At 71.1% G+C, this 22976-nt stretch carries 24 protein-coding genes and 1 pseudogene; 13 read left to right on the plus strand and 12 right to left on the minus strand.

All coding sequences use genetic code 11. The annotated features are described in order from the left end of the window. The first annotated feature begins 21 nt into the window (after positions 1 to 21). Positions 22 to 429, plus strand: coding sequence for a CoA-binding protein (locus AB0M36_RS36110; RefSeq protein WP_364166979.1), 408 nt, complete (start codon positions 22 to 24; stop codon positions 427 to 429). A gap of 787 nt (positions 430 to 1216) precedes the next feature. Next, complete coding sequence (locus AB0M36_RS36115) at positions 1217 to 1717, plus strand: DUF4190 domain-containing protein (RefSeq protein ID WP_364166981.1); 501 nt, start codon at positions 1217 to 1219, stop codon at positions 1715 to 1717. Between the two features lie 424 nt (positions 1718 to 2141). Here AB0M36_RS36115 and AB0M36_RS36120 read toward each other — a convergent pair whose 3' ends face one another. Beyond that, on the minus strand, positions 2142 to 3077 hold the full coding sequence (locus tag AB0M36_RS36120; protein WP_364167066.1) for an SDR family NAD(P)-dependent oxidoreductase: 936 nt from the start codon (positions 3075 to 3077) through the stop codon (positions 2142 to 2144). A gap of 480 nt (positions 3078 to 3557) precedes the next feature. Here AB0M36_RS36120 and AB0M36_RS36125 point away from each other — a divergent pair, with 480 nt between their 5' ends. Beyond that, entirely contained in the window at positions 3558 to 4100 is a 543-nt protein-coding gene (locus AB0M36_RS36125) for a DUF4190 domain-containing protein (RefSeq protein WP_364166983.1), read from the plus strand. Positions 4101 to 4360: 260 nt separating this feature from the next. Here the strand turns inward: AB0M36_RS36125 and AB0M36_RS36130 are convergent, their stop codons facing one another. Continuing rightward, positions 4361 to 4996: a hypothetical protein gene (locus AB0M36_RS36130; RefSeq protein WP_364166985.1), complete on the minus strand. Its 636-nt coding sequence runs from the start codon at positions 4994 to 4996 to the stop codon at positions 4361 to 4363. 386 nt (positions 4997 to 5382) lie between these two features. Further along, on the minus strand, positions 5383 to 6327 hold the full coding sequence (locus tag AB0M36_RS36135) for a DMT family transporter (RefSeq protein ID WP_364166987.1): 945 nt from the start codon (positions 6325 to 6327) through the stop codon (positions 5383 to 5385). A gap of 131 nt (positions 6328 to 6458) precedes the next feature. Between AB0M36_RS36135 and AB0M36_RS36140 the strand changes: the two genes are divergently transcribed. Together AB0M36_RS36140 and AB0M36_RS36145 are read left to right on the plus strand one after the other, a co-directional pair. Further along, positions 6459 to 7157, plus strand: coding sequence for an HAD family hydrolase (locus AB0M36_RS36140; RefSeq protein WP_364166989.1), 699 nt, complete (start codon positions 6459 to 6461; stop codon positions 7155 to 7157). A 42-nt stretch (positions 7158 to 7199) separates the two neighbouring features. Further along, the gene (locus AB0M36_RS36145; protein WP_364166991.1) at positions 7200 to 7697 is read left to right on the plus strand and encodes a hypothetical protein; all 498 of its coding nucleotides are present in this window, start codon (positions 7200 to 7202) and stop codon (positions 7695 to 7697) included. A gap of 16 nt (positions 7698 to 7713) precedes the next feature. On the opposite strand, the gene AB0M36_RS36150 is transcribed toward AB0M36_RS36145, so the two are convergent. Then, on the minus strand, positions 7714 to 8592 hold the full coding sequence (locus AB0M36_RS36150) for a PhzF family phenazine biosynthesis protein (RefSeq protein WP_364166993.1): 879 nt from the start codon (positions 8590 to 8592) through the stop codon (positions 7714 to 7716). 82 nt (positions 8593 to 8674) lie between these two features. On the opposite strand from AB0M36_RS36150, the gene AB0M36_RS36155 reads away from it, so the two are divergent. From AB0M36_RS36155 to AB0M36_RS36165, 3 genes are read left to right on the plus strand one after another with little or no spacing between them, the layout of a single operon-like run. Continuing rightward, positions 8675 to 9997 (plus strand): CBS domain-containing protein, encoded by a 1323-nt coding sequence (locus tag AB0M36_RS36155; RefSeq protein ID WP_364166995.1) that lies wholly within the window; start codon positions 8675 to 8677, stop codon positions 9995 to 9997. A gap of 37 nt (positions 9998 to 10034) precedes the next feature. Continuing rightward, the gene (locus AB0M36_RS36160) at positions 10035 to 10559 is read left to right on the plus strand and encodes a DUF1003 domain-containing protein (protein WP_364166997.1); all 525 of its coding nucleotides are present in this window, start codon (positions 10035 to 10037) and stop codon (positions 10557 to 10559) included. Positions 10560 to 10580: 21 nt separating this feature from the next. Next, positions 10581 to 11729 carry an Mrp/NBP35 family ATP-binding protein gene (locus tag AB0M36_RS36165; RefSeq protein ID WP_364166999.1) on the plus strand — a complete coding sequence of 383 codons (1149 nt, stop codon included), beginning with the start codon at positions 10581 to 10583 and terminating at the stop codon, positions 11727 to 11729. A gap of 615 nt (positions 11730 to 12344) precedes the next feature. Here AB0M36_RS36165 and AB0M36_RS36170 read toward each other — a convergent pair. Next, on the minus strand, positions 12345 to 12767 hold the full coding sequence (locus AB0M36_RS36170) for a preprotein translocase subunit TatB (protein WP_364167001.1): 423 nt from the start codon (positions 12765 to 12767) through the stop codon (positions 12345 to 12347). A gap of 28 nt (positions 12768 to 12795) precedes the next feature. Next, complete coding sequence (locus AB0M36_RS36175) at positions 12796 to 14067, minus strand: trypsin-like peptidase domain-containing protein (RefSeq protein WP_364167003.1); 1272 nt, start codon at positions 14065 to 14067, stop codon at positions 12796 to 12798. Between the two features lie 238 nt (positions 14068 to 14305). Here AB0M36_RS36175 and AB0M36_RS36180 point away from each other — a divergent pair, with 238 nt between their 5' ends. Further along, complete coding sequence (locus tag AB0M36_RS36180) at positions 14306 to 14914, plus strand: O-methyltransferase (RefSeq protein WP_364167067.1); 609 nt, start codon at positions 14306 to 14308, stop codon at positions 14912 to 14914. Between the two features lie 237 nt (positions 14915 to 15151). Further along, a complete protein-coding gene (locus AB0M36_RS36185; RefSeq protein WP_364167004.1) occupies positions 15152 to 15601 on the plus strand; it encodes a hypothetical protein in 450 nt (149 codons plus the stop codon). A gap of 30 nt (positions 15602 to 15631) precedes the next feature. Here AB0M36_RS36185 and AB0M36_RS36190 read toward each other — a convergent pair whose 3' ends face one another. The 4 genes and pseudogenes from AB0M36_RS36190 to AB0M36_RS36205 all read right to left on the minus strand — a co-directional run bounded on the left by AB0M36_RS36190 (position 15632) and on the right by AB0M36_RS36205 (position 18505). Further along, positions 15632 to 15913 carry a hypothetical protein gene (locus AB0M36_RS36190; protein ID WP_364167005.1) on the minus strand — a complete coding sequence of 94 codons (282 nt, stop codon included), beginning with the start codon at positions 15911 to 15913 and terminating at the stop codon, positions 15632 to 15634. A gap of 165 nt (positions 15914 to 16078) precedes the next feature. Further along, a pseudogene (locus AB0M36_RS36195) lies at positions 16079 to 16640 on the minus strand (helix-turn-helix domain-containing protein); the annotation flags it as partial. A 193-nt stretch (positions 16641 to 16833) separates the two neighbouring features. After that, complete coding sequence (locus AB0M36_RS36200) at positions 16834 to 18261, minus strand: leucyl aminopeptidase family protein (protein ID WP_364167006.1); 1428 nt, start codon at positions 18259 to 18261, stop codon at positions 16834 to 16836. Between the two features lie 76 nt (positions 18262 to 18337). Further along, positions 18338 to 18505, minus strand: a complete 168-nt coding sequence (locus tag AB0M36_RS36205; protein WP_015625691.1) for a DUF3117 domain-containing protein — start codon at positions 18503 to 18505, stop codon at positions 18338 to 18340. A gap of 309 nt (positions 18506 to 18814) precedes the next feature. Between AB0M36_RS36205 and AB0M36_RS36210 the strand changes: the two genes are divergently transcribed. From AB0M36_RS36210 to AB0M36_RS36220, 3 genes are all read left to right on the plus strand, one after another. Further along, on the plus strand, positions 18815 to 19627 hold the full coding sequence (locus AB0M36_RS36210) for a PaaX family transcriptional regulator C-terminal domain-containing protein (RefSeq protein WP_364167008.1): 813 nt from the start codon (positions 18815 to 18817) through the stop codon (positions 19625 to 19627). Further along, entirely contained in the window at positions 19624 to 20412 is a 789-nt protein-coding gene (locus tag AB0M36_RS36215) for an enoyl-CoA hydratase-related protein (protein WP_364167010.1), read from the plus strand. Before AB0M36_RS36210 ends, AB0M36_RS36215 begins: the two co-directional genes overlap by 4 nt. 400 nt (positions 20413 to 20812) lie before the next feature. Next, on the plus strand, positions 20813 to 21610 hold the full coding sequence (locus AB0M36_RS36220) for a serine protease (protein WP_364167012.1): 798 nt from the start codon (positions 20813 to 20815) through the stop codon (positions 21608 to 21610). Positions 21611 to 21719: 109 nt separating this feature from the next. On the opposite strand, the gene AB0M36_RS36225 is transcribed toward AB0M36_RS36220, so the two are convergent. Then, on the minus strand, positions 21720 to 22277 hold the full coding sequence (locus AB0M36_RS36225; RefSeq protein ID WP_364167014.1) for a hypothetical protein: 558 nt from the start codon (positions 22275 to 22277) through the stop codon (positions 21720 to 21722). Positions 22278 to 22313: 36 nt separating this feature from the next. Next, on the minus strand, positions 22314 to 22961 hold the full coding sequence (locus tag AB0M36_RS36230) for a DNA-3-methyladenine glycosylase I (protein WP_364167016.1): 648 nt from the start codon (positions 22959 to 22961) through the stop codon (positions 22314 to 22316). Between the last annotated feature and the right edge of the window lie 15 nt (positions 22962 to 22976).

Below are 22976 nucleotides of genomic sequence, written 5' to 3' on the forward strand. Positions count from 1 at the left end.
GCGCGTCGATAGAGTCGGGACATGAGGAGTGCACAGCAGATCCTGGCGGAGGCCGACGTCATCGCCGTCGTAGGCGCGTCGCGCGAACCCCGCAAGCCATCGCATTCCGTGCCGCTCCAGATGCTCCACTACGGCTGGAAGATCATCCCCGTCAACCCGTTCGTCGACGAGGTATTCGGCATCAAGACCGTTCCGACCCTGGCCGACCTGCCCGAGCCCGTCGACCTGGTCGACATCTTCCGCCCCGCTGCCGACGCCGTCGAGATCGTCCGCCAAGCCGCGGCCATCAAGGCGCCCGCGGTGTGGCTCCAGACGGGCATCGTCTCCGCCGAGGCCCGCCGCATCGCCGCCGAAGCCGGCATGGACTACGTCGAAGACCTCTGCCTCGCAGTCGAGCGCGCGGTCGGCAACCTCACCAAGCTGCGGTAGGAGGGTTTGTAGGCCTCCGGCGGCTGTAGCGTCTGCCTGCGCCTCAGCGGGCCCTGACGCGGTTGCCTGCGCTCCCCAGCCCCGACATGTGGCTTTTCTGCGCGTCAGCAGCCCTGACGTGTGGCTTGCCCGCTTCAACGGCCCGACGGGTGGCCTGCCCCGCCTCAACGGCCCGACGGGTGGCCTGGCCGCGCCTCAACGGTCCCGTCGTGCGCCTGCTCACCGCGCCCGCCTGCGCCTCGCCGCCTCGTGGGAGTGCGCCTTAAACAGGCCCGCCTTAGCAGTCCCGCCGTAACAACCCCCGCCGGGCGCCGGCCTACCACGCCTCCACGGCCCGACGCGCGCCTCCCCACGCCTCAGCAACCCATGTGCGCCCGCCCACGCCTCCGCAGCCCCGTGCGCCCGCCCGCGCCTCAGTAGCGCCCGCATGCCCGCCCGCGCCTCCGCAACCCTGTGCGCCCGCCCGCGCCTCAGTAGCCCGGACGCGCGGCTGGCCGTGCTCCCCCGCACCGACGCGCGGCTGTCTGGGCTCCCCCGCACCGACGCGCGGCTGTCTGGGCTCCCCCGCACCGACGCGCGGCTGTCTGGGCTCCCCCGCACCAACGTGCTGCTGGGCCTTCGCTGTGCGACCCTGAAAAGTGCGATCGTCGTGGCCGCAGGGCTGGATGGGCCGCCGACGGCTCGAGACGGGGCGCGACATGGGGCCGGACGGCCAGACACGCGGCAAGGGATGAGCCTGGTCACCTCGCCGGCGAGTACGGTGCCGGGTGAACTAGGAGGCTCTCTAATGACTTACCCACCGCCCGGTGGCACGCCGGACCCGTACCAGCCGCAGCAGCCCTACGGCCAGCAGCCGCCGTACGACCCCACTGCGCCGTACTCGCAGGACCCGTACGCGGCCCCGGCCAGCGGAGCGCCGTCGAGTGGGCAACCGTATGGGCAGCCGCCGCCGTATGGGGCGCCTTCCAGCGGGCAGCCCTACGGGCAACAGCCGTACGGGCAGCCGGGTTACGGCCAGCCGTACGCGCAGAACCCGTACGGCGCGATTCCGGCGCCGACCAACACGATGGCGATCCTCAGCCTGGTGTTCGCCTTTGTCTTCTCTCCCGCCGGCATCGTCATGGGCCACGTGGCCAAGAAGCAGATATCTCAAACCAACGAGAGCGGAGACGGGCTAGCTACCGCGGGGCTCTGGCTGAGCTACATCTTCACCGCCGGCTATGTGCTCATCTGCAGCATCTACGTCATCGCCGGGATCGCCGTCATGAGTGCGGGCGCACAGGGCTAGTGACGCATCGACGCCCGGTGGACGAGGGTCCACCGGGCGGGTACCACGCGGCCCGGACCCGGACCAGCGCTTAAGCGGCAGCGCGGCGTCGAGCACGCCGCGCTCCCAAATCGCCACCGCGCGCCTTCGACCGCCTGCGACTTCCACCGCCCGCGACTTCCACCGCTGCGCCTCCGACCGCCCGCCCGCGGCTTCTACCGCCGGTCACTTCCAGCGCTGCGCCTTCGACCGCCCGCAGCTTCCACCGCCCGCGACTTCCACCGCTGCGCCTCCGACCGCCCGCCCGCGGCTTCTACCGCCCGCGACTTCCGCCGCTGCGCCTCCGACCGCCCGCCCGCGGCTTCTACCGCCGGTCACTTCCAGCGCTGCGCCTTCGACCGCCCGCAGCTTCCACCGCCTGCGGCTTCCACCGGCGGCGGTGAGGTCAGCGGAATTCTGCCTCGCGGACGCTGTTGCCGCCGTCGACCACGAGCATCTGGCCTGTGATGTACGACGCTGCCGGGGAGCACAGGAACACGATCGCCGCGGCTACCTCGTCAGGGGTGCCCGGGCGGCCGATTGGGGTGCCCAGGCCCTGCTTGATCTCGGTCACCGTCGACGCCGCCGTGTAGATGGTGCCGGGGGCTACGCAGTTCACGTTGATGCCGTCCGCCACCAGTTCCATGGCTAGGGCCCTGGTCAGGCCGACCACGCCGGCCTTGGCCGCCGCGTAGGCGGCTTCGGTGGGGAGAGCGTTGATCGGGCCCGCGGTGGCGGCGAGGTTGACGATGCGGCCCCAGCCTCGTTCCGACATTCCGCCGACGAATGCTCGGCTGCACAGGAATGCCGTGCTCAGGTTGCGGTCGATCTCCGCGCGCCACTCGTCGTACGTGAGTTGGGCGACCGGGCGGAGCACCTCCGGGCTGGTGCGGCTCGCCAAGCCGGCGTTGTTCACCAGAACCTCGACGTCGCCGAGCTGGTCCGTGATCGCGTCTGCGAGAGCGCCCACCTCCGCCTCGTCGGTCAGATCGGCGACGAAGCCGGTCACGCCGAGCTCCGTCGCGCGGTCGTGGATGCGCCGGGTCGTGGAGACGATCGCCACACGGGCGCCGAGGTCGCGCAGGCGGCGTGCGGTCGCGTACCCGATGCCGTCCGGACTGCCCGCGCCCGTGACCAGGGCGACCTTGCCGTCCAAGCGCAGTGTCACCGGGGCCTCGCCGGCCTCGGGCGCGATGTCCTCGGAGACCTCCGTCGCGGACTCCGCGGCAAGCGGCTCGGACTCGAGGGCGGGCGCGGCGGAACGGGGCCGGCGACCGGCCGCGGGGCGCGTGGCGTCCCGCCTAGACCGGCTACCAGTGGCGGAACGGGCGTCGAAGACCATGCGGCGATCCTGCCCGCTCACGCGCAGAGGGGCAAACATCCGCTCAATCGTGGCGCACATCATGTACCGCGAACGCGGCACCGATCACGGACACCGACGCGGCCATGCCACCTACCGGGTCGTCCGATCGGATCGGACCGGGTCGGTGCCGAACTCGTCCGAGCGCCCCGTCCGGCGGCGGCCGCGCCGGCAGCGGACGGGGACGGGGACGGGGGCCACGCGAACGGCGGACGGAGAGACCACGCGGACGATGACAGACGGCGGCCACGCGGGCGGCGGCCACGCGGGCGGCAGGCGGTGGGCGGCAGGCGGCACGCGGCGGCAGGCGGCACGCGGCGGCAGGCGGCACGCGGCGGCGGGCGGCGGGCGGCGGCGGGCGGCGGGCGGCGGCGGGCGGCGGGCGCGCAGCGGGGCACCGGATCGTGACGGGGCCTTCTATCCTTGGTCGGCGAACGGAGGCTTCACATGACCTACCCACCGATGCCCAACCCGGACGGCAGCCAGCCTCCGCCGCCCGACCCGCCGATTCAGGCATATCAGCCGCCGCAGCACTATGCGGCGCCCCAGCCCTACGTGCCGCCTCAGACGCACTATGAGGCGTACCCACCGACGGCCTATCAGGTGCCGCCCGCCCATGATCCCTATGCGCCGGCCGTCCCTGATCCGTACGGTTACGCGGCGCCGCAGCAGGTGCAGTACGACTACGGCTATGCCGGGAGTCCGTATGGATATTCGCAGTACGCATCCGCTCCCCGACCGACGGACGGCATGGCGATCGCCTCGCTGATCGTCTCCTGCCTTTCCCTTCTGGGACTCTGCTTCTTCTGGATCGGTGGCGCGGTCGGCGCGGTCGGCGCGATCCTCGGTCATGTCGCCCGAACGCGAATCCGGCAGTCGGGCGCGAACGGGAACGGCGTGGCTCTGGCCGGCATCATCGTCGGCTGGATCATTACGGGCATCGCGCTGATCGGCGGAATCGCGCTGATCGGACTCGTTGCCGCGGACAAGTCGGGCACCTACTGAGCCTGACCTGCCGAAGCCTGTAGCGGCCGATGACAACGATCCAGTCCCCGCGGGGTGCCGGGTGCCGCGAAGTGCCGAGGCCGGGGCCGGGAGCGCCGGGCCGGGAGCGCCGGGGCCGGGAGCGCCGGGGCCGGGAGCGCCGGGGCCAGGAACGCCGGGGCCGGGGAGCACCGCAGGGACGGCGAGCGCCCGTGCCGCGGAGCGCCAGGGGCGCCGGGGCCGCGGCGGGCCGGGGCCGGAGGGCCGCGGCGGGCCGGGAGTCAGCCTCCCTTTTGGGGTGCGGTAGGCACCCCTCGGCTCTGGAAGGGCGTCACCGGCCCTTCCTCCACGAAGATAAGCGGTGCGGTCCGTCCGTACTGGCGCGGCATCTGGTGGCGGGCGCGGTCGACGTCCTGGGTGCCGATCTCGACCCCTACGCCGTCGTGGCGGGCTGAGATCGTGGAGATGCGGACTCCCCGGCTCTTCCATAGGTCCAGGTCGGCGGCGATGTGGGCCTGCCAGCCCTGAAGCTCGCTCAGACTGTGTTCGGCGTCGCGGACGAAGACGCACGTGTCCTGTGCCGCCTGGCGGATGAAGTCATCGAATTCGGCCGACGGAACGCGGTAGACGATCGCCCGTACCCGTTCCTGATCGACCTCGAGGCCCGCATAGCTGCCGGCGTGATCGGCGCGTCCGCCGGCGTCGATGCGGGCCATGGCCGCCGCCAGGCCGGCGGGCGTCACCGGCAGCACGCGGTCGCCGATGGTCATGGTCTCCGGGGTTCGCGAGAACTCGCAGCCCGCCGTGGTCCAGCCGCCGATCAGGCCTGGCTCGTTGACCTCCGGTTCTTCACAGGCACCGGTCATGAGCACCGCTCCGAGCAGCAGACCGCCCAGCGGAGATCGAAAGCGGCGCATCGCATCTTCCCTCTCTACCGCGCGCGGCGGCAGTTCGCCAAGGGTTCAACGAGGCTCATCCGACGCCGGGACGGCACCGACCAGCAGGTTGGCGGGCTCCGAAAAGGCGCGGCCACGGCAGACAGGACGAGCCGACGACGCCAGGGCACCCCGGCGACAGGACACGCCGCAGCCCAGCACGCGGCGGCAGGACACGCGGCAGCCCAGCACGCGGCGGCAGGGCTGGCGACTGGACGGCCGCGCAACGCCCGGGAGGTGTCGCGGCTATCGGCTGGACGGCCACGCAGTGCCGGGCGGTGCCGCAGCTAGCGGCAGGGCTGGCGGCCGGACGGCCACGCCAGCGCCCGGCCGGTGGTCGCGGCTCGCGGCTGGATCGGCGACCAGCGTCAGTTGAGGCTCGGATCGGCGGCATCCGCCAGCGACGCGGACGCCCTACCGGCAATACGGGTACGCGCCCCCGCAAGAATCACCACAGCAACGCCCACCACCAGCACCGCGAGCCCGGGCAGCGCCTCGGCGCGCGGAGCCTGGCCGAGCCACGCCCACGCCAGCAGCGCCGCACCCGGCACCTCCAGCAGGATGAGCACGCTGACCGTCGTGGCGGTCACCCGGTGCAGCGCGTAGTTGAACATCGAGTGCCCGAGAAGCTGGGCGCCGATCACCAGCGCGAGGATCGCCGCCCAGGTGCGGTTGTCGTAGCCGGTCATCCGTACGCCCGCGAGCAGGCATACCCCGAGCAGCAGCGCCGCGCAGGTGCCGTAGCAGGCCCAGGTGTAGGTGGTCGTGCTCAGGCGGGCGCGGGCGCGCTCGCCGAGGGCCGTGTAGACCGCCGCCGCCATGGCTCCCAGGAGCGCGAGGAGGTCAGCGACGACCGCCTGGGTCGAGACGCCGACGTCCACGCCGGTCGCCCAGGCCACTCCGGCGACCGCCAGCAGGATGCCGACCCAGCCGAGCCGCGAGGGAGAACTGGAAGCCGAGGAGCCGGTCACCGCGGCGAGGAGGCCCTGCCAGACCGGCTGCGTCGCGACCAGGGCCGTCGCCGTGGCCACCGAGCCGAGTTGCACGCTCGGCATCCAGGTGGCGAAGTGCGCTGCCAGGGCGACGCCGGCCAGCACGCAGTACAGGCCGTCGGCACTGAGCAGGGTCCGCACCTCCGCGCGCCTGGGGCCGGCGCTGATCGGAGTGAGGGCCGCGAATGCCAGGGCGTTGCGCCAGAAGGCCACGGCCAGGGCCGGAGCGGCCGCGAAGGCGATCAACGGCGCCGAGGATGAGACCGCCACCACAGCCATGACTAAAGCCGCGACAGTGAGGTATGCGGGTGTTGCGCGCATATTTCTCCCGGGCGTCGCTTGTTGCATATCTACACGTCACAGTTTGTTGACCTCAGTTGAGCGGAAAGTGAAGCGATCGTTACGCTCACCGCCGGTACCCACCGGTCAATCCCCCTGGAGTGTGGTTCTCGATGCCCGCCTACGAAGCGGTGCTTTTCGACTTCTTCGGCACGCTGACCCGGTCCGTCAAACGTGGACCGAAGCACGCCGAGATCGCGCGAGCACTCGGATGCGACCCCGACGCCGTCCTGAGTGTCCTGGACCGTACCTTCCAGGTACGGGCTCGGGGACAGCTGGGCTCCGCCGAGGCCACCCTGCGGTGGGTCACCGAGCAGGCGGGCGGCAGCCCGCGGGCGGCGCAGCTGCAGGCCGCGGTGCCCGCCCGGATCGACGCGTTGAGGGCGGACACCGAGCTGCGCGCCGACGCGGAGAGCGTCCTCGCCGCCGTGAAGCGCCGGGGGTTGCGTACGGCGTTGATCAGCGACTGCACCCACGAGCTGCCCGCGTTCCTGCCGAGCATGCCGATCGCGCCGCTGCTGGATGTCAGCGTCTTCTCCGTCGAGGTCGGACGCTGCAAGCCGGACCCCCTCATCTATCTGGAGGCCTGCTGGCGTCTCCAGGTCGCGCCGGAGGACTGCCTGTACGTGGGTGACGGCGGCAGCCAGGAACTGACCGGAGCGGCGGCCGTGGGAATGACCCCGATCCGGCTCAGCGCGCCCGACCTCGCCGATCACCTCGTCTTCAACCACGACCACGACTTCGCCGGGCCCAGCGTGTCCTCGCTGTCGGGCATCGTCGACATTCTGGACCGCGTACCCGTGCTGAACTGACCGGGTCCCCATGCCCGGCCGGGAAACTGAGAGGATGGGCCGGTGACGACCGAGCTCGTGTCCGAGGCGATCAAGAAGGCCGGCATCGCCTGGATCAGCGTCGACGACCGGCCCGCCCTCGGCCTGTGGGTCCTGCCCCTCGACGGGACCCTCATCGTGCTGAGCGGTCCCGGCGAGCAGGCCGCGCCCGGTCTCGCCGAGGCCGCCGTCGCCCAGGTCCGCCTCCGCGGCGACACCGGCGGCCTGATCGTCATCGCCGACGCCCGCGTCGAGCGACTCGTGCCCGGCACCGAGACCTGGGACGAGATCGCTCCCCAGCTCGCCGCCAAACGCCTGAACGCCTCGGGCACGGCCGAAGAGCAGATCGCGAGGTGGGCCGAGACCGGGTGCGCGATCGTCCGCCTCACCCCGGCGGACACCCCGCCGGTGGTCGCGCCGGAGCTGCCCGCGGAATCGGGCGCGGCGCCACCGCGCGAAACCCCCGCCCGGGTCCCGGTCCGTCGCCCCTTCCGCCTTCACCGGGTACGCAAGAAGCGATAGAAGGTGTCTCGCGGCCCTAGCCGACGAACGGCGGTACCGCGATCTCCCCCTTGGCGATCGGCACCACGTGACCCGCCACGGTCGCCGACGTGACCGAGCCCGACGAGGCCGTCACCGTGCATTCCAGCAGCGAGGGCCGGTGCATCTCCAGGCCCTGACGCACCGTGTACGCCGTCGTGCCGTCGCCCGGCAGCCAGCCGTTCGCGACCAGCCACACACCCAGCCCCAGCGCGGCCGATCCGGTCGCCGGGTCCTCCGCCACCGCCACTCCGGGGCAGAACACCCGGGCGTACGCGGTGCGCGTCACGTCGTCCCACGCGAAGACGCTGATCTGGGAGACCCCGGCCCGGGCCGCCCGGCCGGCGTCCGCACCGGCCCGGTCCAGCGCGCGGCGCTCCACCGGCAGGTAGACGAACTCCAGGCCGCACCCGGCCGCCGACGGGGTGGCCGAGGCCCCCGCATAGTCGTCGGCGGCGAGCCCGGCGAGCTCCAGCAGCGTCGCGGACGAGAACTCCTCGCCCAGCGTGGGCGTACCGCCGGTCAGGGTCGCCGACCCCGCGTCCGATACCACGACGGGCAGCAGTCCCGCCCCGCATTCCTGCACGAGGTGCCCGGCCGCCGCGAGCCCACGCCGTACCGAGGTGACCGCCGCGCCGATGCTGGGGTGACCGGCGAACGGCAGTTCAGCCTCCGGGGTGAAGATCCGCGCCCGGTAGGTGGCCTCGATGTCGGAGGGCGGCAGCACGAATACCGTCTCCGAAAGGTGGAACTCGCGCGCGAGCGTCTGCATCTGGTCACCGCTGAGCGCCTCGGCGCCGTACACCACCGCCAGGGGGTTTCCCGTGAACGGGCGGTCGGTGAAGACGTCGACGATCTCGTACTCCAGGCTGGACATGCCGACGACGCTAGCCCAGGCCCGACCGTGCCGGTCCCGACGGCGCGGCCACGGCCGGCACGCCAGGCCCTAGGCTGGGCTCGTGACCATGGGGACGAGGGTTTATCTGGCGCGGCTCGCCGCTCTTCCCGTGTTCGACCCCAACGGCGACCGGGTGGGCCGGGTCCGCGACGCCGTGGTGCGGCTGCGGACCACCAACCGGCCGCCGCAGGTCGTCGGGCTGGTGGCGGAGATGGGACTGCGGCGGCGGATCTTCGTGCCGATCGGGCGGGTCACCTCGATGGACGCCGAGGCGGTCGTGCTCAGCACCGGCACGCTCAACCTGCGCCGGTTCGAGAAGCGGCCCAACGAGCTGCTGGTGCTGGAAGACATGCTGGACCGCCGGGTCACCATCGGGCCCGAGGGCGGCACCGAGCCACCGAAGACCGGGACCGTCGTCGACCTGGGCATGGACCTCAACCGCAACAACGAATGGCTGGTCACCCGCGTCGCCGTGCGCCAGCACACCGGCCGCCTCACCCGGCGCGGGCACACCTTCCAGGTCGAGTACGACCGGATCCGCGGCCTGGTCGGGGCGACCGACATGCAGGGCAGCGCCAATCTCGTCGCCCTGCTGGAACAGATGCGCCCCGCCGACATGGCGAACGCCCTGCAGGACCTCTCCGACGCCCGGCGCAACGAGGTGGCCGCGGCGCTGAGCGACCGCACCCTCGCCGACGTCCTCGAGGAGCTGCCGGAACACGACCAGGTGGAGATCCTGGTACGGCTGGACCGCGAGCGCGCCGCGGACGTCCTCGAACGCATGGACCCCGACGACGCCGCCGACCTGCTCGCCGAGTTGCCGAAGTCGGAGCAGACGGTACTGCTCGACCTGATGGAACCCGAGGAGGCGGCCCCGGTCCGGCAGCTGATGAGCTACACCCCGGGCACCGCCGGCTCGGTCATGACCTCGGAGCCGGTGATCCTGCCGCCTGACGCGACCGTGGCCGAGGCGCTGGCGCGCATCCGCGAGCCGGAGCTGTCCCCCGTCGTCGCCGCGCAGGTCTTCGTCGCACGGGCGCCGTCCGCGACGCCCAGTGGAAAATATCTGGGGATGGTCCACTTCCAGCGGCTCCTGCGGGAGCCCCCGTCCTCGATCCTGGGCGGGCTCATCGAGACCGACATCGACCCGCTACAGCCGGAGACCAACCTCACCGAGATCACCCGCCGGATGGCGACCTACGACCTGGTCGCGATGCCGGTGGTCGACAGCTCCTTCCGCCTGGTGGGCGCCGTCACGGTCGACGACGTCCTGGACCACTCCCTGCCCCGCGACTGGCGCGACCGCGACGTCACCGACGACGACCACGCCCTGAGCCTGCTGCCGGGGCTGGATCACGAGCGAAACGCCGGAGCTGACGCATGACGGTGAAGGCCAGCAGTGCATGCCAGGGGGACACAGCATGACGGAGACTCGCAGAGACCGGCTGGATCAGCCGGTCGAACCGGGCCGTGTCCGCCTACCGCGGTTCGACCCGGAGGCTTTCGGGCAGTGGTCGGAGAACATCGCCCGCTACATGGGTACGGCGAGGTTCATCGTCTACATGACCGTGGTCATCGCGGCGTGGTTCGCGTGGAACACGTTGGCGCCGAAACCGCTGCGCTTCGACCCGTACACATTCACGTTCCTGACCTTGATCTTGTCCTTGCAGGCGTCCTACGCCGCGCCGCTGATCCTGCTCGCGCAGAACAGGCAGACCGACCGTGACCGCCTCGCCATGGAGGAGGACCGGCGCCGGGCCGCGATGCAGAAGGCCGACACCGAATATCTGGCCCGGGAGATCGCCGCGCTGCGCATCGCCCTCGGCGAGGTGGCGACCCGCGACTTCCTCCGCTCCGAGCTGGCCCGACTCGCCGATGAACTGGACGAAGCCGCCCATCGGAGGCAGAAGCTGGAACGCAAGGAGTGGGAAGAAGAGCACTCCTGACACCGACGTAAGCTGGTGACCATGTCCGCACCCGCCCCCACCATCGAGGAAGCCGTTCAGGCCGCCCTCGCCACGGTCGACGATCCCGAGATCCGCCGGCCGATCACCGAGCTCGGCATGGTCAAGGGTTTCACCGTCGCCGGCGGCAAGGTCACGGTCGAGCTGCTGCTCACCGTCGCCGGCTGCCCGCTGCGGGACAAGCTGACCACCGACATCACCGCCGCGGTGACGAAGATCGCCGGCATCGACACGGTGGAGATCGACTTCGGCGTCATGACCGAGGAGCAGCGCAAGGCCCTGCAGGTCACGCTGCGCGGCGGCGGCCAGAGCGCCGAGCCGGTCATCCCCTTCGCCCAACCGGGATCCAAGACCCGGGTGTACGCGGTAGCCAGCGGCAAGGGCGGCGTCGGCAAGTCCAGCGTCACGGTGAACCTGGCCGCGGCGCTCGCCAAGCGTGGGCTGTCGGTCGGGGTCATCGACGCCGACATCTACGGCCACTCGGTGCCGCGCATGCTGGGCGTCGACGGCAAGCCCACCCGCGTCGAAGACATGATCATGCCGCCGCAGGCGCACGGCGTGAAGGTCATCTCGATCGGCATGTTCACCGCGGGGAATGCCGCCGTGGTGTGGCGCGGCCCGATGCTGCACCGGGCCCTGCAGCAGTTCCTCGCTGACGTGTTCTGGGGCGAGCTGGACGTGCTTCTGCTCGACCTGCCGCCGGGTACGGGCGATGTGGCGATCTCGCTCGCCCAGCTCCTGCCCAACGCGGAGATCCTGGTCGTCACCACGCCGCAGGCCGCGGCCGCTGAGGTTGCCGAGCGGGCGGGTGCGATCGCTCTGCAGACGCATCAGCGACTGGTCGGTGTGGTGGAGAACATGTCCTGGCTTGAGCTGCCCGACGGGTCCCGCATGGAGGTCTTCGGGGCCGGCGGGGGCTCGATGGTGGCCGAATCCTTGTCGCGGACGGTGGGGGCCTCGGTGCCGTTGCTGGGTCAGGTGCCGTTGGATACGCGGGTGCGGGAGGCGGGGGACAGTGGCACGCCTATCGTGCTCGCCGATCCTTCGGCGCCGGCGGCTAAGGCTCTTGACGCGGTGGCCGATCGGCTTGCGGTTCGGCGGGAGTCTCTTGTTGGTAAGCCTTTGGGTCTTACGGTGAACGCTCGGCGTTAGGTTGTTTGCGGGTGGTTCTGGGGGGGCTGCTACGTGGACTTCGCGCCGGGCGGTTTCGGCCGACCGGCGCGTGGGCTCGTCCAGCTTCCGCGCGGCCCGGCGGCCCCGTCCAGCTTCTGCGCGGTCCCTTAACCGCCGCCCGCCCTCGCCCAGCCTCCGCGGGCCCTTCCGACCGCCGCGCGGTCTCGGCCAACCGCCGCGCGCCCCGTCCAGACTTCCGCGCGGCCCGTCGAGCTTCCGCGCGGCCCGTCGAGCTTCCGCGCGGCCCGTCGAGCTTCCGCGCGGCCCGTCCAGCTTCCGCGCGGCCCGTCCAGCCGGCACGCTGCTGGTGTTCCTCGGCTGGGGAGTGTCGCTGGGCATGGCCGCCGCGCGGCCCCGTCGAGCCTGCGGGCGGCCCGTTCCAACCGCCGCGCGCCCCTGGCCAGCCTCCGCAGCCCTTCCGACCGCCGCGCGGCCTCGGCCAACCGCCGCGCGCCCCATCCAGCCTCCGCGCGGCCCGGCCAGCCTCCCGTGGCGTCTTCCAACCTCCGCGGGCGTTGGCGAGGAGCCGGGCTGCTCGTCGTCGGTCAACCGCCAGGCGGCGGGGTCGGCGGCGGGCCGCGTTGGCGGTTGGGGTCAGGTGGCGTCTATGTCGAAGGTGGCGGGGGGCTTGGGGGTGGGGGTTGTTGTTGCTGGGGATGGGGTGGTGAGGTGGGAGTTGAGGTCGGCGGCTTTGGCGACGTCGGTGATGTCGGATTTCACGCCGTTGAGGTCTGATTTGACGTCTTCGAAGAGGCCTTGGAGGGGCTTGCGGATCGCCGCCTCGTCTTCCTCGCTCAGGAGGTGCTTGCGGATGAAGGCCTTCGGGTGCAGGTCCTGAAGCTGGATGTCGGTGCCGAGTTCGCGGCTCAGGTCGCTCGTGGCGTTCTGGGCCATCGCCCGCAGGCCGCGCAGCATGCGCAGACCGTCGGCGATCACCTTGGGCAGGCTCTCGCCGAAGATCAGCAGGGCCAGCAGGAGGATCACCAGGATCTCCGACCAGCCTAGGTTCTCGAACACGGCGGCCTCCCCGGCCCGTGAGGGCCTTTCACTTCGCGTCGGCTGCCAAGGTTACTGAGGCGGACCGAGTGCCCGTGCCCCGGCGGTACTCGACCGCCACGGTAGATCCGGGCGCATACTTGCGAACCAGGGCAATCAGGTCCGTGCCGTCCTCCAGGACGTGCCCGTCGAGCTTGGTGATGACGTCACCGGACTTCAGTCCGGCGGTGGCCGCCGGGCCCGCGGACTGGACCGAGCGTAGCCGTGCACCCGCGGCGCCGCTGGAGCCCGTGGTGCCACCCGTGGACACCTCGGCCCCGATCACCGTGCGGCGGGCCTTGCCGGTGTCGATGATGTCCTGAGCGATGCGCTTCGCCTGGTTGATCGGGATGGCGAAGGCGAGGCCGATATTGCCGGCCTCGGTCTCGGTGCCGCCCACCGAGCGGATCACCGAGTTTACCCCGATGACCCGGCCGGCGGCGTCGACCAGCGGCCCGCCGGAGTTGCCCTGGTTGACCGCCGCGTCCGTCTGCACCGCCGCGTAGTAGCGGGTCGTGCCGCCCGGATCGCCGGCCTGGATCGTGCGATCCAGGGCACTGACGATGCCCTGGGTCACCGTGTTGTTGAGGGCGAGCGGCGAGCCGAACGCCAGCACCGGGTCGCCGACGGCGATCGAGTCCGAGTCGCCGAACTGCACCGCCGGAAGATCACCCTTCGAGACTTTGATCACTGCGATGTCGGATTCGGGGTCGCGTCCGACGAGAGTCGCGCCCGCGGTGGAGCCGTCGCTGAAGGACACGGACAGCGTGCCGTCGGCGCCCTCCACCACGTGGTCGTTGGTGATCACGTAGCCGTCCCGGGTCGCCACGAAGCCGGAGCCGATGGCGCCGGACACCCGGACCGTCACCACGCTGGGCTGCACCTGCTTCGCCACGCCGGCGAGCGAGTCGGGTGCCCGCTGGGCCGCGCCCGGAGCCGCCAGCGGGGTGCCGAGCTGCGTGCCGCCGCCGCGGCCGTTGGCGAAGAAGTATCCGAGCGCCCCGCCCACGCCGCCGGCAAGCAACGCCGTGAGCAGGCAGATCAGCAGGACAGGCACGAGCGAGCGGCGAGGCGCGTCGGGGTTGGTGACCGCCTCGGGCTGGGGGCCGGCGCTGATCGGCGCGCTCGGCATCACGACGGCGGACGGAGCGTAAGGATCACGCCACGGATCGGTCAGCGCGTCGGACCACCAGGGTGAACCACCCGCCGGGGGCGGAGCGGCCGGCGGCGGTTGAGGCTGGCGCCAGTTCCAGCCGTCGGTCACGTCGGTGCCTCCACTCATCGTCGCCGAAGCCCGGAGGCTCCCACTCCAGAATGACACGGATCCCCGTGGATCATCCGCGCAGTGGCGGCCCGAAAGGCCCACTCGCCGCTTTCCGCCGCCGAAGTCCCCGTGCGCGAAGGGTGACCATCGCTCTACGCTCATACCCGATGTGCACCGGTTCTCCTTCCGCGCATCCTTCACGGAGGTCGTCATCGTCACCGCAGCCCGCCAGCTCGGCACCCCCAGCGCGCAGTCGATGCAGTTCGCCGAGGCGTACGCCGCCGAGGACGTTGTGCTGCAAACCGCCCGAAACCTCGCCCTCGAGGTCGGGCTCGCGTCCGTCACCCCCGGCGCGGGCTCCGTGCTCTCGCTGCTCGCCGCGGCGGGCCACGCCAAGGCGGTGGTCGAGATCGGCACGGGTACGGGCGTCAGCGGCGTCTGGCTGCTGCGCGGCATGCGCCCGGACGGCGTGCTGACCACTATCGACGTCGAGAACGAGCACCAGCGGATAGCCCGGCGCATCTTCCAGGAGGCGGGTTTCGCCCCCTCCCGCACCCGGATCATCACCGGTCGCGCGCTCGACGTCCTGCCCCGGCTCGCCGACGGCGTCTACGACCTGGTCTTCGTCGACTCCGAGGCGACCGAGTTCGGCGCCTGCGCGGAGGCGGCCCTACGACTGCTGCGCCCCGGCGGCATCCTCATCATCAACGGCGCGCTGGCGGGCGGCCGGATCAGCGACCCCGCGGCCCGCGACGCGGACACGATCACCATCCGGGAGACGGTCAAGGCGATCCGAGAGGCCGAACACTGGATCCCGGCCCTGATCCCAGCCGGAGCCGGCCTCCTGGCCGCAGTCAAGCTGTAACTGTGACATGGCCTCGCTGCGCTCGGCGGGGATTGCGCCCCTGAGGGCTTGTGTTGGGGGGGCCAAAACGGACCACGGCTGCGCCTCGTCCGTTTTGGCCCCCCCAACACAAGCGGGCGCAATCCGACTTTGGTTGCGGTGTCTAGTCCCACCTGATGGTTGACGGATCCGTCCCAGGTGATGCTTGACGGATCCGTCCCAGGTGATGCTTGACGGTTGGTCTAGGTTCTTGGTGCGGTGATTGCGGCCGTGCTGGCAGGCGGTTTCACTGGTGTGGACCTGTCCCAGCCCGAGTTCGCAGTCGGCGAAGATCACATCATGAGTGAATCCAATGTTGTAGCGGTCGACCTCACCGAGCAGGAGTGGTATCTGCTGCGTCGAGGGATGGGTGAGTGGGGCGGCTCAGCCAGCCCGACGGACGAGATTGCCCGGGTGCTGGGCTTCGCCAGCGAGGAGGATCTCCTGCGTGGGGAGGGCCGTCGGTTGCGGGAAGCGCTCAAACGTGAAGAGGCGTTGAGCTGGGCGGACTGGCGTCGTGCACTGTTTGCGACCGAGGTGGTTTTCGCGAGCGCCATCGTCGGTGCCGGTTGGGATTGGTCGATCACGACGGGCCTCTCGGACGAGGAAACGATCGGGTTGCTTCGGGCGGTGCAGGGCAAGGTGTTTCGCGCGATGCGGTCGGCCTAGCATCGCGTGCCGTGCGGGGTCGGTTAGCTTTCAGGTTCCGGATCGGCCGGTCGGTGGTCCGCTGGATGGTGCGGGACCCGTCGTCGCAGGCGACGTGCAGGTCGGTGTCGGTGCGTCGATGGTGACGGTCTTGCCGGCGTGGACCCGGCCAAGGGCGACGGCCTGCCGGGCGACCATGACCACACCGGTGGCGGACACCCGGCGCTGCACCCGCACCGGTTCCGACGACGCAACCGGCGGTGGCCCGGCCGGGCGGAGCCCGCGCAGCCGGGCGACCTCGTCGGGGGTCAGCGGGTTGGGTCGGGTGCGCAACAGCTGCCGGGTTTCCGGGTCGAAGAAGCTGAGCGTGGTCGGCCCAGAATGTCACCGTCACCCCGGAACGGGCCGGGCCGAGCCAGAACTGCTCGACAAGCCGCCCACCCACCTCGACGGCCCCCAGCAGGAGCAGTTCTCCTGGGAGATCGAACGCGCGCTAGCGAACGCTAGGCAGACGACCCGGCCGGTGGCTCGGCGCACCACCGAGGCGATCACGCAATACCGGGAGTGGTCGTCGACCCCGGTGACCACCTTGGCCTCGGCGCCGTCGGGCAGGAAGATCCCGCCGACGATGTCCATCTGCCACAGTTCCATCGGCCGGTCGCGTTCCCACCGGAGGTAGTCCTTGCGGCCACGGCGGCGCTGCTTGGGCGTCATGAGCCCGTGGCGGATCAGGATCCGATAGACCGTCATCCGCGACGGCACCTCACCCGGGCAACCGCGACGGCCCAGCTCGAACGCGATCCGCGGGGAGCCCCACTTCGGGTGATGCCGGCGCAGCTCACACACCAACGCCTCTACCTCCGGCGTCGCCTGATGGTCACACCCGGCCGGGCGCCGCGAGCGGTCCTGCAGACCGGCCAGGCCCCTCGTCGGCATAGCGGCGCAGCCAGGTATGCAGGCTCTGCCGTGACACCCCGACCTTCGCGGCTACCTCGTCGGTCACGGGATCGCCCCCGAGGACCGCCCGGACGGCTTGATACCGCTGTTCCACGATCGACATTCCCACCAGTGCCAATCCCAGCCCCCAGACCGCGTGCCGCCGAAACAACACGTCGATCAAGAAGCCGAATGGTGATCATGTCAAGCATCTGGTGGGACGCGAGTGTCAAGCATGTCCCGTGACGGGACACCGACTTTGCTTGCGGTTAGTTCTGGTTACGGCAAGGTCTGGTTGCGGCTAGGTCTGGGTGCGGCTAGGTCTGGGTGGGGTGGTTCGTGGTGAGGTAGCGGAGGAGGGTTCTCACGCCCCAGCCGGTGGCGCCCTTGGTGAGGTCGGCGTGGTGGGCGTCGGACCAGGCCGGGGCGGACATGTCCAGGTGGGCCCAGTGGTCGACCCGGTCGCCGAGGAACTCGCTCAGGAACAGGGCCGCGACCACCGAGCCCGCGCCCAGCGTCGGCGAGCTGTGCCGGTCGGCGATGTCGCTGTGCAGGTACTCGGTGTAGTCCGCGGCCAGCGGGAGGCGCCACATTTGCTCGCCCGCGGCCCGGCCGGCCGCCTCGAGCTCCGCGGCGAGGGAGTCGTCGTGGCTGTAGAGGGCGGCGGTGCGCTTGCCGAGGGCGACCGCGTTGGCGCCGGTCAGGGTGGCCAGGTCGATCACGACATCGGGGTTCAGCTCGGCGACCGCATAGGCCAGGACGTCGGCGAGCACCAGCCGGCCTTCGGCGTCGGAGTTGGTGGTCTCGGTCGTGGAGCCGTCCCACTGGGTGATCACGTCGCCCGGTCGGTACGCCGAGCCGCTGACCGCGTTCTCCGCCAACGGCGCGAGGGCGGTGATGCGTACCGGAAGGCCCAGGTCCGCCGCACCCAACGTGGCGGCGACGATCGCCGCCGCGCCGCCCATGTCCTTCTTCATCAGCTTCATGCCCTCGCGCGGCTTGATCGAGATGCCGCCCGTGTCGAAGGTGATGCCCTTGCCGACCAGCACCACGTGCCGTGTCGCACCCTCCGGCCGCCAGGCCATCTCGAGCAGGCGTGGCGGGCTGGCGGAGCCCCCGCCGACGGCGAGCAGCCCGCCGAAGCCCTCCGCCTTCAACCGGTCAGGCTCGCGCACCGTGACTTCGAGCCCCGGCCGGGTCGCGGCCTCGGTCACGATCTGGTCGGCGAACCAGGCCGGGTTCTTCACCGATGGCGGCATGTTCGTCAGGTCGCGCGCCAGCCACGTCGCCGCGGCCGTCACGCGGGCGGCTTCGAGGCTTTCCGCGTACCCATCAAAGGTGTCTGTTTGGATCGTGACCTCGACGGACCGTGGGCCGTCGACGGCGCCGCTGAACCGGTATCCCGCGAGCCACAGGCCCTCGGCGAGGCCGCGCACCGCGGTCGGTGGGACGTCGGCCGGCAGCACGACGTGCAACGGCTCGCTGGCCGGCACCGCGCGGACGGCGGCCGCGCCGGCGGCCCGCCAACCTGCCTCGTCCGCGGCGCCAACCCCGACGATCACAAACTTCTCAGGGGTACGCAGCGGGCGCGGCAACAGCAGCACCGCACCGGCCCGTCCGGGGTCGTCCGCCCCACGATGCAATGCCGCGATTTCGTCGTCGCCACCTGCGAGCACGCCGGACCCGTTCGCTACGAGTACACGCGTGCCGACCTGCGCCGAGTCCACCAGGCGAATCCCGAACACCGAAGGATGACCCTTCCCGTAAGACATGGAAAGCCCGCCGGTACGGCGGTACCGTACCGGCGGGCCACGTGAAACGTCAGCCGGCGATCGCCTTCAACGCGTCACCCAGCGCGTTGGCCTCGTCCGGAGTCATCTCAACGACGAGACGGCCACCACCCTCCAGCGGGACGCGCATCACAATGCCGCGCCCTTCCTTGGTGACCTCCAGCGGACCATCGCCCGTCCGCGGCTTCATCGCCGCCATCTTGTCTCCCCTCAGACCTACATCAGGGTCGGTGGGTTACCCCACAGCCACTTGCTCTTCGAACAGCTCGGCAACGATGCCCCGTGCTCAGCCCCACGACGCGCCGTACCTCGTCTCCGACCGCCGGAGTCGCCCCCGCTGGACCGACCCGAGACCGCAGTGCTGCGGGCCCCGCCACCACGTCATGCGGCGCGGCCCACCGTGCCGATCAAACATTTTCCCTGATGAACACCGGCGATCCCAAACCCAACCCGGGCTGATGTGACAGCGTCTAGCATATCCTCTTTCGGGCTGTCACAATGTGCGGTCATGCAGGCGCGGTCGGCACTCTTCGACCTCTACGGCGACTATCTCCGCCCAAGAGGCGGCCGAGCGCCGGTCGCCGCCCTAGTCAAACTGCTCGCACCGCTGGGCATCGCGCCGCCCGCCGTGCGCACCGCGGTCTCCCGCATGGTCCGCCAGGGCTGGCTGCATCCGCTGCGCCTGGTGTCCGGACCAGGCTATCTGTTGACGCCGAAGGCCGCCCGCAGGCTCGACGAGGCGTCCGCCCGGATCTACCGGACCGGCCGCAGCAGCTGGGACGGACGCTTCGATCTGATCTTGCTCAGCGCGGCCGCGCCGCGCCGCGAGGCCCAACGGCTCACCTTCCTCGGGTACGGGATGCTGGACGACCGCGCCTGGGTCGCACCCCGCGCGGCGGAGGAGGTCGACGTGGTGCTGCTCGAGGCCGGCCTGGCCTACGAGCGGTTCAGCGCCAGCCACGCCGCGGGCTCACCGGGCGCCACCGAGGTCGTGGGACGGGCGTGGAACCTCGCGGAGATCGGGCAGGCGTACGAGAAGTTCGTCGAGACCCAGCGGCCCGTGGTGACCGCCGTCAACGCCCGCAGCTCGGACGAGGAGGCGTACGCGGCACGCTTCCAGCTCGTGCACGCCTGGCGCTCGTTCCTCTTCCGGGACCCGCAGTTGCCCCCGTCGCTGCTCCCGTCCCGCTGGCCGGGCCTGAGCGCGGCGAACTTCTTCGACAAGCACGCGGCCCGGCTGCGGCCGGCCGCCGACCGCTTCGTCGAACGGAGCCTGGCTTCGGTCTCCCGTGGAGGACGTGTGGGATTCTCTGAACCATGACAGACTCGCTGCTCGTCGACCGCACGGATGCGGTCGTCACCCTGACCCTCAACCGCCCCGACGCCATGAACGCCTTCGACGTGGACCTCAAGGAGGCGCTGCGGGAGACGCTAACGCAGCTCGAGGTCGACAAGTCGGTACGCGCGGTGGTGCTGGCGGGAGCGGGCAAGGCCTTCTGCGTCGGTCAGGACCTGCGCGAACACGCCGAAGTTCTGGCAAGTGGATCGACCGACCTGGACACCGTGCGTGCCCACTACAACCCGATCGCCCAGCGCCTGGCAAGCCTGCCCAAGCCCGTGATCGCCGCGGTGCGCGGCACGGCGGCCGGCGCGGGCGCGTCGCTGGCGCTGCTCGCCGACTTCCGCGTCGGCGGCCCGAAGACGACGTTCCTGATGGCGTTCGCCAACGTCGGCCTGGCCGGCGACACCGGCATTTCCTGGTCGCTGCCGCACATCGTGGGTCGCGCCCGCGCGCTCGAGCTGCTGCTGCTGGCCCAGCCGGTCAAGGCGCGGCAATGTTACGAATACGGCTTGCTCACCCAGCTCGTGGACGACGACGAGCAGGTGCTTCCCGCGGCGCAGGAATTCGCCGCCCGGTTGGCGGCCGGCCCGACGGTCGCCTATGCGGCGATCAAGCGCGAGCTGTCGATCGGCACGGCCGGTTCGCTGTCCGACGCGCTCGCCGCCGAGGCGCAGGCGCAGGCCATCTGCGGGGCCACCGGGGATCACAGGAACGCGGTCTCGTCGTTCGTCGCCAAGGAGAAGCCGGTCTTCGAGGGACGCTGAGCGAATCAGCGGCAGGGCCCGGCCGCCACCCGGTCGATGACTTGTGGCCGGGTCGGGGCCTGGCCGCGGCCTCGGGTCCGTGACTCGAGGCAGAGGTCCAGGGGCGAGCGGCCCCGGTTTGTGACTGGCCGCATCGGGCCGGGCGAGGCGCATCCCCGGGCTGCGACCCGCCGTCAGGGGCCCGGGCCGAGCCGTCTGAGCTCGGCTCCGGCCCGATTTTCGCGCGGGTTCATCCATTTCCGGGCATGGCCCCCGTGTTCACACCTATTTCCGGCGGTCGCAGCTCCGGAGAGTGATTCTTCCGGTACACCCCTCCTCCACGATATGAGTGTTTCGAGATGGTCGAATTCATGCGTCTAAATGTTTGACTCTTCGCAACACTTTCGTTGGGGAGGCCGGAATGGTCAGGATGCGCAGGATTCTGAGCGGGGTGGCGGCAGCGCTCACAGTGGCCACGATGGGTACCGTGTGGAACGCGTCGCCGGCGGCAGCAGCGCCGGACGGCCCGCAGCAGGTGGTTGGCGGCACCCGGGCCACCCAGGGCGAGTTCCCGTTCATGGTGCGTCTCTCGATGGGCTGCGGCGGCTCGCTCTACAGCCCGACCCTGGTGCTGACGGCTGCACACTGCGTCAACGGCACGGGCAACAACACCTCGATCACCGCGACACTCGGCGTGGTCGACCTGAACTCGACCAGCAAGATCACACGGAAGTCGAACTACGTCTACCGGGCACCGGGCTACAACGGAAGCGGCAAGGACTGGGCGCTGATCCGCCTGTCGAGCCCCGTCACGAACCTGGCGACGCTGCCGATCGCCCAGTCGAGCGCCAACGACTCCGGCACGTTCACCGTCGCCGGCTGGGGTGCGACCCGCGAGGGTGGCGGCCAGCAGCGCTACATGCGCAAGGCGACCGTGCCGTTCGTCAGCGACTCGACCTGCAACTCCAGCACCATGTACGACGGCGACATCATCCCCGCCGAGGAGATCTGCGCTGGCTACACCCAGGGCGGCGTCGACACCTGCCAGGGCGACTCGGGCGGCCCGATGTTCCGCCGGGACGCGAACAACGCCTGGATCCAGGTCGGCATCGTGAGCTGGGGCGAGGGCTGCGCCCGCCCGAACAAGCCGGGCGTGTACACCCAGGTCAGCTACTTCTCCCCGACGATCGCGTCGGCGGCGGCCAGCCTCGGCGGCTGACCGGCCGGCGGTAGGCACAGAACAGAAATCACGCGAGCCCCGGAGCTGTCGCCGCTCCGGGGCTCGCCCCTGTCCACCAGCACCCGCCGCGAACCCCGATCTCGGACGGTCAGTCGTCTTCGTCTTCTTCGGGGTCCAGGTTCGCTTCCTCGCCGAGCACGAAGGCCTGCATCGCCAGCTCATCGCCGGACGGCGAGACGAACGTGGGCAACTCGGCCGGGCCGAGCTCCAGCACATACGACCAGAACTGCCGGACCGCCTCCGCCGGCCCGGCCGCCTCGATCGGCAGGTCCAGGCTCACCAGCCACGTCTGTCTGTCCCGGTCACCGGCGAGGCGAGCGGCGAGCCGCCGGAACACCTCGGCGTCGACCTCGGCGACGGTCTCGCCGAGGGTGAGTCCCTCGGCCGGCACGGGATCGTCGAAGGAACGCCGCGTGTAGGCGACCTCGACCTCCGGCACCCCGTGTGCGCCGCGCCGACCGGGCTCCTGCCCTGCCACGACTCCGCGCGCGACGACGGCCGGGTTCTGCTCGCCGGCCACGAGCAACACGTCGTCGCCGGCCTCGGGCCGCGCGCCCGCCGACCCCGCCACCGTGAGGGTGTCGTGATGGAACAGCCGCTCGGTCGCCCATCGTTCCGCGGGAATGGTCACCACCCATTGAGCCATGAGCTCTATGACACCATGTTGCCCGCGTCGGTCGCCTCAGGGCCTCCCGGACGGCGCGAAACAGCCCGCCACGTGGTCGTCGACCATGCCGGTGGCCTGCATGAGGGCGTACGCGGTCGTGGGTCCCACGAACTTGAAACCGCGCTTCTTCAGGTCCTTGGCCATCGCCGTGGACTCCCGGGTCAGCGCCGGCACGTCCGCGCGCGTCGCGGGGCGGGGCCGTGGCGGTGGCGCGTAGGACCAGAGCAGCTCGGACAGGCCGGTGGGCAGCTCCGCGGCCACCTTGGCGTTGTGCAGGGTCGCGTCCACCTTCATGCGGTTGCGGACGATGCCGGCGTCACCCATCAGGCGATCGGCGTCGGCGGCGGTGAACGCGGCCACCGCCTCGATCGCGAAGCCGGCGAAGGCCCGCCGGAACGCCGGCCGCTTGCGCAGGATGGTGATCCACGAGAGGCCCGACTGGAACGCTTCCAGACACATGCGCTCGAAGAGGGCATCGTCGCCGTGGACCGGCCGCCCCCACTCGGTGTCGTGGTAGGCCAGGTAGTCCGCGACGCCGGCGCCCCAGGAGCATCGGGCGTGACCATCGGCCCCGACGACCAGGCCCTCCGCCAAGGCGCCGTCGACCGGGTCTTGGGCGGGAGCCGCCACGGAGGCGCCGAACGGGGAGATGTCATCGGTCATGGCGACCACCGTAGG

It is taken from the genome of Actinoplanes sp. NPDC051346 (genome assembly GCF_040682215.1).
Lineage (GTDB): Bacteria > Actinomycetota > Actinomycetes > Mycobacteriales > Micromonosporaceae > Actinoplanes.